Consider the following 12,097-nt stretch of genomic DNA (forward strand, 5'->3'; position numbering starts at 1 on the left):
GCCATAGCTGAGTCAAGCCGCCTTTTCTAGAAAGGTTTGAATGGCAGCTTTTGGCTGATTCTGTTGAAAAAGTCGGATTTTCTGCTCGACTGAACTCACGCACGATCACCACCGGAGAACCTACTCACCACATTGAGTGGTTTTTCGGCCCTTCGTTGATCTTTGCTGCTCAGTTAGTGGGTTAGTTTGAGGTTTTTGCTTAGTGCAGGCGCACCTATCCCGTGACCGGTGGACCTTGAGAGGTAAATTTGGCCAGCCGGCGCAGGTTCTGAACCGCGGCCGCCAGCGTGAACTCATCGGTCGCACCGCTCATGCCACGTAGTCGCAGGCGATCCAATTTCAGGATGCGCTTGAGGTGGGCAAACAACATTTCGACCTTTTTACGTTCGTGGCGAGAGCGCACGTATTGCGCCGTCGCTGCGATGCGTCGAGCCACATCCCGCGCGGCTTCATGGACGCTGCGAGCGATCTTGCGAAACGCAGTGTTCGGGCAGCACCGGGCTTTCATCGGACAGGCAACGCAGTCGGCCTGCCGGGATCGGAAGATGATGGTGTTGGCTTTGGTGATGTGCGAACGCTCGTTCTTGAAGGCTCGCCATTCACTGCGCAATGCGTTGCCGGCCGGACAGAGGTATTCCTCAGCCTCTTCATTCCAGTGGAAATCGTTGCTCGAAAAGCTGTCGTTCTTGCGCTCGGTTTTGTCCCACACCGGCACATGCGGCTCGATGTCTTTCTCCTCCACCATCCAGGCCAGCATCGGCGCGGTACCGTAAGCGGTGTCGCCAATCAGGCGTTCCGGCTTGATGTCGAACTGCGCCTCGACCCGGTCAATCATGATCTTGGTGCTCTCGACCTCGGCCGTACGATGAGCCGGTGTAGGTTCCACATCCACGATGACACCGTGCTCGGTATCGATCAGATAATTCGTGGAGTAAGCGTAGAACGCTGGGCCACCTGGAGCAGCGGTCCAGCGGGCCTGAGGATCAGTCAGCGATAGGCGCTTCGGTAGCGTTTCGGCCAGAGCCTCTTCATCGAGTGCCTCAAGATACTCTCGCACGGCGCGAGTGCTCAGGGCCGGATCGCTCCAGTTGACCTGTTCATCGCCCGGTACACCGCGCTGCCGGCTGGCGTCCGCCTTGATGATGCTGGCGTCCACGGCAAAGCCTTCACCTTTGACCAGGCCTGCGTCCATGCAACGACGCAGCACTTCATTGAATAGCCAGCGAAACAGATCGCTGTCCCGAAAACGGCCGTGTCGATTTTTGGAAAAGGTCGAGTGATTGGGGACTTCATCTTCAAGGCTTAACCGGCAGAACCAGCGATACGCCAGGTTCAAATGGGTCTCTTCGCACAGCCGCCGCTCTGAGCGAATGCCGTAGCAATAGCCCACGATCAGCATGCGAATCATCAGTTCAGGATCAATCGACGGACGCCCAATCGGGCTGTAAAAATCGGCGAGGTAATGGCGCAGGTCGCTCAGATCGAGACACTGATCAATGCTGCGCAGAAGGTGATTGGCGGGGATGTGATCCTCAAGGTTGAACGAGTAAAACAGCCGTTCCTGCCCACTCGATAACTGTCCCATCATGCTGCGTGCTTCCCTGCTGGCTGGTGCGAAGATTTTGCCGCAGGCCAGACGGGGGAGCTACTTTTTCAACAGAATCGGCTGATTTCTGCCTCTCGCCGATCTTTCTTAAAGACGGCATAAAACGTACTGAGGATGGGAACAAGTGATTTACGTTAAATTTCAAAAAGCGCCTCAATGCTGAACCGCTACTATGCTCGCTGTAAATGTGAAATTCGATACAACCTCCTCCCCTTCATGGTTCGGAGGCTTTCGACGCAAAGTGGACATATCCAGACCCGGAACGGCAATTGCTCAATGGTCAGCGCTACGAGGCGGAGCTCCTCAGCCTTCATGGTCCAATACCTCGACCAGTATAGGCACTTCCAGCAAGCGGCCGCCGGAAAACGTCATTTCGGATAAAGTTCGTCACGATCCGGTCTTTCTCGCACCGTTGCGTGGCGTTCAATGTCTTCTATCTCATGAGGCGCGATGATATTGCCTATGCTTACTGCGTCGTAGGTCAACCCGTGAGCTACTGATAACCGGTGAAAATCATCGGGGCCTATGCTGCTGACCGCCGTAGTCTCAAGCATTGGGAACTGAGTGCGCAGAGGTTGCGCCTTGATCTTCTCGAAAGCTTGCTTTAAGGCGCGTAGGTAAACATCGCAGGTCGAGCCGCCGCCGGCGAGAAAAACCGGGATCCCCGCAGTCCACTCCGGGGCATACGGATAGCGGTGAGCCTTGGTATAGTGAAGAATCTCACCTATTACATCGCTCACACGTAAAGCGAAATACTTATCGATGCTTAGAAGCAGAGCACGATCTATTGCTAGGCGTTCGGCGAGTTTATCCGTCGTTGGGGTTCCCTCAATATCATCCCAGTGATGGCTGCTTAACCCTAACTCATCAGATCGCCTAGCCATCAAGAAATGCGTTCCCAATGGTTTGACGGTGCTAGCAAAGATTGGAAATCGATCCTCGCTTTCTTGTGATTCTCGATAAACGTTAAAAACCGCGACATCCATCGTGCCGGCGCCAACATCCAGCAATAGATGCAGGCCATTCCGACGTTGTGGCGATTTGACGTAGCCGGCGATCTGCGCAACAAACTCTGGCATAGGGTAGAGACCATCCAGTCCTATGTCGGCCAAGCCTACAGGAGTGGCTTGCATCAATGCGTCGGCGGCTTCCAAGGTCAGCTTGTCGTGAGTTTGGCTGAGTTGCCACCCCCAACACCCGATACGGTTGTAGTCATCTTTTAATGGTGACAACCAGGAATTCGTTGGAATACCAAGGTTGACCTCCCATACCAAACGCCTGTTTCCAACAAGCGGCGCCTGATGTCGATATAGCCAAGCACGCGCATAGCGCATCACCCATGCAAGGAAAACTACTGCAGCCGCCAGTTGCCGAGACTGTACTGGGTGGCTGGAGATAAAGGGCAGTTTGAGATTACTGAGCACCTCGGACTTCTCAGGCGTTCTTCCCAGCCAAACACCCCCATCAGTGCAGCACGATAATTCGCCAGGCAGAAAATATCGATGGGGGCTGCTGCGAACTCCGTCCCAGTCGACAAAAAACACCTTGTCAGCGGCTCTGATGGCGAGTTTCGTATAGGCTGTTCCGAAATCGATGCCCACTCTGACGGATAAGGCACGTGAGGTTCCACTTCCATTTGCTTGCAAGGCGGATCCTTCCTTTACCCAGTCCTCAGGCATCTTGAACTCGGACACCCGCGTCAGTACTGCCTGGCTGACGGCGTCAAAGCCTAGTTCGGCAATCGTAATCGTATCGACTTTGGCAGGGGGACGCGGGGACGTCTTCGATGCTGGGTGATATACCTCGTGCACAAATTTCATATCCCCGCAGTTGATTTCCGAGGCTTGAGTATCGGGGGCTCGTTGCTTGTTTTGTTTTTGACCCGATGGTGGCTTCGCAACGGGCCGAGGTTTTTTTTTATGTGTTACCTCCGAGCCGACGTCTGGTGGTCTTGAGTCCTTGGAGTACTTGAGAGGCCGGACGTCATCTTTCCAATCTTGCTCGGATGAGTACTTGATCTGTGATGGGGGTACTGGCTGATCGCCCGTCTTTGTTACTGACTTCTCCTTTACGAGTTGATTGCCTAACTCTGGAAACACCTTGGCGAGCTCTTCTTGTAGGCTTCCCATCTCTCCTCCCTCAAGTCAGCCATCGACCTGCAAGATCCCTGCGCAAACGAAGTACCGGTCGGCGAGTACCTTTTCTTTTTCGCGGATACGCTCCCGGCGTGTGTTTATACGGGCCAAGAGTTTGTCAATCTTCCCTTGCGTCATATTGGCGAGGGAAGGCCGGCCCGCGTCGATATGTGTTTGCAGCGTGTTGTGTAATTTGGGTAGGCGGCGATCGAGGTAGCGGTCTATCGAGTCGAGTTGAAAGTGCGCACGGTCTGAATTCTCATTCCTCTTCCGCTCCAAGGCTATGCGATAGCGTCCATCGAGCAAGGTCTCCGCCTCCTCGAGGCGGGCTCGAACAAGACAGGGGGCTACTGCCTGGTCTGCGCCTAGCCAGTCGCAGCCATTCACGCGAGCAAGCTGCACTAACTGATCGGCAGCGTCTTCATCAAGCACATTCCCGTCTTGTAGCCGCAAAGCGGCTACGGCCAGAACTTCCTCTTCCCGTACACCGGAGAATGCCCAAGAGCGTATGTAGAAGACATAGGTGCCGTGTGGCAAATAGCTCTGTTGCTCGCTACCACCAAGACACAGTGCAATCAAAGGGTAAAAGTGTTCGTTGCGCGCCTTAAGGTCTCGACTGATAAAACGAATCAGAGGGTGAAATTGATGAATTATCTCCTCACCCCTGCGCGATATTTCGCTTACCCGGTTGAGAAAGCGGCAGATTCTCACCCCGCCAGCCCCCAGCTGTGTCTTACCTATCAACCCTTCCGTTCTGAGGAAATCATCCAGCCTGGCTGCCAGCTCTCCTGGAAGTTGGATACTGATTAGATGGCTATCATCAGTTTCTTGGGCAAAGCGATGTCCAGGCCAGTATTTGTTGAGATAGTCTTTAATATAAATGTAGAGATCAGTTTCCGTGACTCGACGCGCAAGTTCGTGAGCTGCCTCAATTCGTTCCATAACCCGCTGACCGTGGGCCATCATGTGTGCAGCATTACTCTCCAGCTCCTCGCGACGCAGACGTAGATTTTCGAGCGCCTGTGCTGCTCGCTCGATTTCCGCGTCTTCTTCCACTTGAGTCAGCTGACGGCTCAATAGCGAAGATTCCAGCTTGCGAATCTGATCACCCACCACTGCCTCGGCTTCCCCCAAGGCTTCCTCGAAGATGCGCAAACGGTCTAGAAGCCTGGAAACTATTCTCTGGTCGATCGTGTCCTTGAAGTAGAGATTCCAGATGTGAACTATATCTGCCTGCTGGCCAAGCCGATCGATACGACCGATACGCTGCTCGATGCGGGCAGGGTTCCAAGGCAGGTCGTAATTCACTAAAACCCTGCAAAATTGGAGGTCTACACCTTCGGCGGCTACCTCGGTCGAAACAAGGATTCGAAGAGTCTTGCTCAGTCGGAACTCGTCGATCCCCAGGTGGGATCCCTCCCGACCGAGACCGCTCTGCTTCACGCCACCGAAGGGAGCGACCTCATTCGATATCAAGCCNCCTCGCGGAGCAGACGCTCAACTAGATATCGGGCTGTAGCGCGGAAAGTAGTGAAGAGCACAATCTTTTCCTGTGGGTGGTTCCTCAGGAAGTCGCCCGCCACTGTTAGAAGACGGGCGAACTTGGTGTCTTCACGCCGAAGAGCCGCCAGATCCACCGATCTAGGTATGGTTGCACGCAGCAACTCACGTAAGGAGAGCGGTGACTGGTCCACTTCTTCAAGTTCAAGTTCGGCCTCGTACTCATCCTCCAGATCCTCTATTAACTCCTCAGCGCTATTCCCTCCCATAAGCCAGGCCTCGGCGACAGCAGCAGGACAGGAAGTCACCTGCCTCTGGGGACTGGCTAGGAGGAAACCGTCGCTGATACCCCGTCTCCAGGCGAATTCTCGGGTTGTATCGGTAACAGCTAAATAGAGCTCGCGTTCCACCGGGCTCATTTCCACCTCCTCTCTGCGTACATCGCGGGTTACGCGGCGCTCCTGCACGTCGCGCTTGCGTGTCCTTACAATCGCGTGCGAGAGCAGATTCATGCGTTCAAGCGTATCCGCTAGCTGAGCCCTATAGCCTTTTGTTGCCAGCCGTTCGTCCGTGGGCGGATCACGAAGTACTGCCGCAAGTTGCAACGATTTCATCAGAAGTTGTTCATCGGCAGCAGCCTGCAAATGGGACATTATCTGCTTGCTGTTCGATTGATAGTTGAGCACCGCATCCCGTGCCGCAACCAGCGGCTTGTTTGATTCAATTAGCCGAGTGAAGTCCTGCTCCGAACTGAAATGGTCAGGATCAAGTAGTCGCAATAGGTTGAATAAATCTTGATTCTGGAGGCTGATCGGTGTGGCTGAGAGCATTGTTTGGTAGTCGGACACCCCGCGAAGCAATTCACCCAAGTTCCACGTGGCGCTTTCACTATTGCGCATGTAATGCGCTTCGTCGAAGACCACCATGTCAATAAGCGGCTCCTCTTCTGCGTTCTCATACAAAAAATCTGCCAACTGCCAGCGCGCGCTTGGGTTTTTCGGTTTGGTTTTTCCATCTGGCCTCCATGCACGCGATGCACGCGCAGCTTGGTAGCTGATGATCCAGGCTTTGCCTTCACCAATTTGATGGCGAGGCTGCCTCATAGCATCAAGCAGGTCCTCTGCTTTCACGATCTGGGCATCCACGCCGAATCGATTGCGCAGCTCATTTCGCCATTTTTCCCGCAACATTGCGGGGCAGACCACCAGCAATCTGCGCATGTCAAAGCGGGCTCTAAGCTCCGTCCAAATCAGACCAGCTTCTATGGTCTTGCCCAGGCCTACTTCGTCGGCAATGAGCAAACCGTTGATAGGAGATTCGAGTAGCGTGAGTAACGGCCGATACTGGTGGGGGTAGAATTCCGTATTGGTGATACCCATGGCATAAACCAGATTTGCCAGCCGTCCAGAAAGGTGCACATAGGTCAGGTTGCAGCGTAGATCCGCCGCACGTCCATACCGCCCCTTTTCCACCAACGAGAATGGGTCCTGCGAGTCGAGATTATCAAGAGGCTCGATCTCTTCCTCATGCACGAAGTCGACACCGCCATCGGACCATCGGACCTGAACGTAAAGCCCTGAGGGCTTCTTACGAGCTGGGGTGTTTGTCACCACCCCCTGCCGACCGGGATTATCGATGCTACTCACAGCAATGCCAGCGTCAAAGCTCATGCAACCTCCACTATTACGTGGCGAAGAACTACGGGATAGAGATGCCTCGTCACTGGCTATAAAAACTGAACTGTAGCGCAGCAAAGACGCCGTATATCTCACGCAGTCATGAGCCGTAACCTCAGGCTCGGAAAATGTCTACCTTCGTCTCTAGGCACTTACGAAGGCTCAGATCGTTCGCTCCAATCTCGAACCACCCCCCAGGCTTTTGGTAAAAATCGAGCCCGCGACCGATCTTGATGACCCAGCCGTTGTCGAGACGGATCTCGCGGTCATGGATGTTAGAGTTGAGTTTCACCTCCAGCTCGGCATCCAACTCCGCCTGATCATTACTNCCAGCTCGGCATCCAACTCCAACAGACTCTGCTTGAGTTCTTCGAGCTTTTCGGCGATCTCGGCCAACTGCGTCTTGTCGTCATAGCCCGTGATCAGACTGATCTTCTTCACAGTGCCGGCCTTTAGCGCTGTCTCACAAAAGCGAACGAAGTTCTGAATCTGGTGGTGCAGCCGAATGTATGGGTCCTCAATGACAACCGTTTTCGCACCTCGGAGATACGGTCCTATGATCGACTCATAGCTGTAGCCGGTGTCTCCGTACAGGATTGTAAAGTGCTGCTCCTTGAGTTCCTCCGAGGTAACAGGTTCGAAAACCGCAGGAGTCGGAGTAATCGATTGCGGCGCCGATGAACGCGCCATTTCGACGGTCTGTACAGGTTGCGCTGCGGACTGTACTTCGACAACAGCACCATGCTGCTCGTTGGTTTGACTCAGCCTACGACGAGCCGGCTGTTGCGTCGCCAATGCATCCTTAGACTCCGGGCAGAAGACAACGATTTCCTCGCCGCTCGATTTGAAGTAGGACAGGTTAATGCGTGCAAACTCGTCATCCGGTTTACGCTTGTTCATCTGTTCCTTGACGCGGCGGCGGCACTCGGTCGCATAGGCCACGTACTCTTCGAATTCGTCGTCGGTCGGAGGCCCATTCGGATGGAGAATCTTTAAGAAGGCACAGACGGTTTTCTTGATGCCTTTTTCGTCGCGTCCCTCAATCGACTTGCCAAGACGAATACGCTTGCCGACCTCCTCATACCGGTTCGTGTGCTTGAACTGGTAATGGAAGGCCTCAGCTAAGTAGTCGGTGATGAATCCGTAGCGGCTGGTCAGGAACTCGCTACTATTTTTTGGCATTTCCCAGCCTGGAATATAGGCAGCAAAACGATCCATCACAGCGAGGTCAAACTCGGGTGGAAGTGGCTGGAACAAATCGTGTTTGTCGGAGTTAACCACTTGCTGCACCGAGACATCGATGTTGCCAACGAAGCTCAAACTGGCATCGGCAATGATCTCGGCACCTCGCGAAAAGCGGCCGTTGGCCATGAAGTCCTTCATGATCTGGATCGTGTCCGGATCACGCACTTTGATCCCACCCACTTCGTCGAAGGCAACGGTGTCCCAATACCCAACTAGGCCCACCTTGCGGCGTGCGTTGTTGTAGAAAAGCGTAGACTTGGTCGCCTGGCCGCCAGAGATCAACGTGGCGTAAGGCGAAAATTCACTAAAAAAGTAAGACTTACCAGTACCACGCGGACCCAATTCGATGTAGTTGTAATTCGGCTCCACCAAGACTGCCAGCCGGGCAATGAAATGCATCTGCACCCGTTTCGACAGCTTGCTTGGCTCCAAACCGACCGACCGCAGAACAGCCGCAATCCACTCGTCCCGGGTGAAAGCCCCACGGCCTTCGGTGTAGCGCTCGAAGTCGAAGCGCGAGAGTTGGATCGGCCGCAAATTTTCGATAGAAAACGCGTAGTCGTCTTCCTCAATGTCGTTGTGAGCCAGGGTCACCTCGGCCCAAATGCCACCTTCAAGCAATCGATCGTTGTCGCGGTAGAACTTCTCGCCGATCGCAATCCGCTGCGAGTTGAAGTTTTCCAGCGATGCCCAGTGACGCTTCTCTTTCTCGACATAGCGCACGTGAACCTTGTCAATGAACCGGTGTTTGCCCTGAGTGGCAACCTTGGACTGAGCGGCATTGGCTTCATCGGGGCGAACGTAATTCTCCTGCAAGGACGACAGCACTGCCTCCATACCGGCATCCATCTCCGCCTGATCATTACTGGCGCAATACTTAGCGAGCAGAAACTCCAAGACGAACGTAGGGACGTTGGTGCCTTTCTTGATCCGATGCAGCAAGTCCTTGCGCAGCACTTTCCCGTCGAAAGTCGCGTTTAGCTTTTGGTCGAGTTCGTCCATAGGGCTCATTCCGTATAGTCGGTTTCAATCGCAAGAGCGTTGTATGCCGCAAGCGTAGTCGGATTCAGCGCCTTGACCGAGAACTTACCCCTGAACTCGTCATCCATGCGTAGGGCAATTTGCTTGCGCTGGCCTGGTATCAAAGTCACGGTTCGGGTGGCGGGATTCACATCGCCGCCCGGGCGTGATTCACCGACAACGTTGCCCTTGCTGTCCTGCGCTTCCAGCAGGATCTCGACGCTCATATATTGCAAAAACATATCGTCGGCAACCAGTATGACCTCGATGACCGGCAGCCTTGTAGTAATTCGCTTTGCGCCGTTCTTGTAGGTCAGTTCCACCACCACTTTGCGAAGTTCCGCATGGCCTGCGGTATCTAAGCGCGCAACCAGCACCGGCACAACGGCCTCGGCGAGGGATGCTCCCCCATGAAAATACAGATGCCCTGAGCGATAGGGCGCCATGCTGCGAGGCAAGGCTACTTGGGAGAAATCACCACGAATGCCGACCCGTTCCGCGCTGACAACCAGGCTGTGACTATCGGTAGATCCGTCACCTAGCATCATGCGGTCATGCGCATTAACCGGCCATTTGCCCTGGGGTTTGACGCAGACATCCCCAGCCTCCGCTTGCGCATTAAGGAAGAAGCCGTGGTCAGTCACGATAACCGCTTCTTTGAATCCCATGCCACGTAGCTTGTGCAGTGCGACGCGGATCAGCTTGAGCGTACCGGGGATCAGACCCAACGTCGTCTCGGGGTTACTTTCCAGCTGACTGTCGATCTCCGTGGAACGAAGCACCAGCAGATCGACAGTCTCCGCAATCGTCGGTTTGCCGCGCACGAAATCGTTGAGCAACATTTCAGAGAAGCGATCCCCGTAACGCTTGGCCAGTACATTCATGCGCTGTGCGACGTTGCCCACCGGTGCGCCCACCAGATTGGGTAAGAGTGATTCGTTTTCCAGCGACAAGCTCAGCCCCGTGCGTGCGCCAGGCAACAAGCTCGCCATGCCCACCAGGGTGATGGTCGGCAGCTGCGCGTAGGCCGCCTGCAGCTCGACCGGGCCGTCCTCTGCCAGCATTTTTTCAAGGGCTACGCCCAACTCGTACCGCAGGGCGTCTACCATCAAGTAGGCCACCTTGCGTCCGCTTTCCTTGAGACGATCCGCCACCAGGCGATCAAAGGCGTCGGCATTTGCCAGGCGCCCGGTAGGCGGCCAACCAACGGTCTCGACGTGCTTAACAAACACGCCCTGAACCTTTTCGGCCAGGCGCCGATAGTGGGCCCGCGCTTGGCTGATCACTTCGTGCATCAAACCGTGCTGGTCGAGGAAGTCGCCAGCGGCTTGCTCAAACTCGCGCTGCAGGCGATCTGCTTCACGCAGACTGCCCAGGTAGAAATCGATCAGGTCCGCCTGAGAGCGGGCGTGATCTGGCAACTGACGTTCAAGGTCTTCGCAGGCCTCGACCAAACTAAGGCCAGATCGCACCAACTCCCACTGCGCCTGGCTCTCGCCCTTGCCGAGCCAAACTGAACTCTTGTAGCGGGTCAGCACGAGGCGTGTGGCATCTGTATCACCCGTCACAATACCCTTGATCGCCGTGCGCAGAAAGGTCCGCTCCTCGAAGGGGAAGGTGTCACGCTCACCGAGGTTTTCAATCGCCCCACACAGTTCTACCAGATTGAGTTCTGCTTCGATGGCCTCCGCACGCTCGATATAAATCGCGCGCGACCTCGGGTCGCTGCGCAGCCGATCGCACACATCCTCCACGATAGGCCTGGCCTCAATCGGCGCATGTGGTACCCCCTTCAGGGTTTCTGGCAGCGCCACCGGCAAATCAAAAACGAACTCACTGAACAGCACATAGCGCCACAGTTCATCCGCCAGGGCAACCCAGGTCTTGCTGCGCGTCTTCATGCTCAAGCCCAAGGTAGCGCGGAGGAAGTCGCGCGCCTCTTGCACCCAACCTTCCTGGATCTTCAGCCCTTCTAATTGGCTAACACTCGGCGCCAGTAGCGCCGCCAGAATCTCCCGGCCAGATTCCACCCGCAGGGTTGCTCGCAACTGGGGCCAGCTCACGCCGCCCCCGATGGTATCGATAACCGCAAAGCTCGGCCCCGCAAGTGACCAGCCAAACACCTGGCGGATCTCGGTGGCGTGATCCGGTCTGGCGCGCAGGCAAAGGTTGAGGTACTCGTCACCATCATCTTGCGGGAACACCGCACCGCATTCTGCATAGAGCGCGAACGGGTCGGCCTGCTTTTGCTCGTCTGTCTCAGGCCACCTCGTGGGCACGTAGATCAATACCCCTTCGAGTGGCGCCTTAGGTTGCCCCACCTCGCGCAGTGCCAACAGTGCCGACTCGCGGCTTTCTATACTGCTTTCTGAGGCATCCACCACCAGCACCTTGTCGGCCGCCAGATCAAAACACTGCTCTCGGTAGCGCTTGTCGACGTCATACACCACCAAGGCGCCGGCCTTCTTCAAACGTGGCCGCAGCACACTCTCGCGGATAAATTCAGCAATACTCATTCATCACCCCCGACCTTCTTCTTGCCGCGCGCCTTCTTCGGTTTGGTCTCAGGCTCGACATATAAACTCCCCAAGCCGTGAGCAATAGCCAGCGACTTGTCAGTCTTGGACTTTTCACGCACACGTTCTGGCCAGTAGTTCATTGCCAGATGCGCCCAGTCGTAATCGCCTTTCTCCAGCTTGGCCCAGGTGTCCTTGAGCACCTTCTGCCAGGGTTTGTGGCGGAACAAAGACCACATTGGCGCGGCACTGATTTGCACGCCGTCGTTGTGGTTGGGCTTGTAGGTGGGCGCCAGCTTGAGCAGGGTGTCGCGTAGTTCAATCAGTTCGAGCTCAAGGGATTGCAGCGCCTCGAACTGCTTCTCGTCATCGCGCGAGCGAGCAACGCCTTTGTTGCGC

Annotated in this window: 8 protein-coding genes and 1 pseudogene; all 9 read right to left on the bottom strand. The window is 55.3% G+C overall.

Going from position 1 to position 12,097, the window contains the following annotated elements; all coding sequences use genetic code 11:
- Positions 1-214 precede the first annotated feature (214 nt).
- The gene (locus HCU66_RS26005) at positions 215-1,588 is read right to left on the bottom strand and encodes a transposase (protein ID WP_205891244.1); all 1,374 of its coding nucleotides are present in this window, start codon (positions 1,586-1,588) and stop codon (positions 215-217) included.
- A gap of 386 nt (positions 1,589-1,974) precedes the next feature.
- The gene (locus tag HCU66_RS26010; RefSeq protein WP_205891245.1) at positions 1,975-3,735 is read right to left on the bottom strand and encodes a hypothetical protein; all 1,761 of its coding nucleotides are present in this window, start codon (positions 3,733-3,735) and stop codon (positions 1,975-1,977) included.
- 15 nt (positions 3,736-3,750) lie between these two features.
- Positions 3,751-5,148 (bottom strand): helicase-related protein, encoded by a 1,398-nt coding sequence (locus tag HCU66_RS26015; protein WP_241015698.1) that lies wholly within the window; start codon positions 5,146-5,148, stop codon positions 3,751-3,753.
- Positions 5,131-5,220: pseudogene (locus tag HCU66_RS27265) on the bottom strand (hypothetical protein); the annotation flags it as partial. The gene HCU66_RS26015 and the pseudogene HCU66_RS27265, both read right to left, overlap by 18 nt.
- Positions 5,214-6,911 (bottom strand): SNF2-related protein, encoded by a 1,698-nt coding sequence (locus HCU66_RS26020; RefSeq protein ID WP_205891247.1) that lies wholly within the window; start codon positions 6,909-6,911, stop codon positions 5,214-5,216. The gene HCU66_RS26020 and the pseudogene HCU66_RS27265, both read right to left, overlap by 7 nt.
- A gap of 121 nt (positions 6,912-7,032) precedes the next feature.
- A complete protein-coding gene (locus HCU66_RS27270) occupies positions 7,033-7,209 on the bottom strand; it encodes an MIT C-terminal domain-containing protein (protein ID WP_338136470.1) in 177 nt (58 codons plus the stop codon).
- The gene (gene brxL / locus HCU66_RS26025; RefSeq protein ID WP_479561818.1) at positions 7,206-9,173 is read right to left on the bottom strand and encodes a BREX system Lon protease-like protein BrxL; all 1,968 of its coding nucleotides are present in this window, start codon (positions 9,171-9,173) and stop codon (positions 7,206-7,208) included. The genes HCU66_RS27270 and brxL overlap by 4 nt, the downstream gene beginning before the upstream one ends.
- The gene (locus HCU66_RS26030; protein ID WP_205891248.1) at positions 9,170-11,698 is read right to left on the bottom strand and encodes a PglZ domain-containing protein; all 2,529 of its coding nucleotides are present in this window, start codon (positions 11,696-11,698) and stop codon (positions 9,170-9,172) included. The genes brxL and HCU66_RS26030 overlap by 4 nt, the downstream gene beginning before the upstream one ends.
- On the bottom strand, positions 11,695-12,097 hold a 403-nt coding region (locus HCU66_RS26035; RefSeq protein ID WP_241015697.1), incomplete at its 5' end, for a hypothetical protein. The genes HCU66_RS26030 and HCU66_RS26035, both read right to left, overlap by 4 nt.

This window comes from Pseudomonas frederiksbergensis, assembly GCF_017114915.1.
GTDB classification, from domain to species: Bacteria; Pseudomonadota; Gammaproteobacteria; order Pseudomonadales; family Pseudomonadaceae; genus Aquipseudomonas; species Aquipseudomonas frederiksbergensis_I.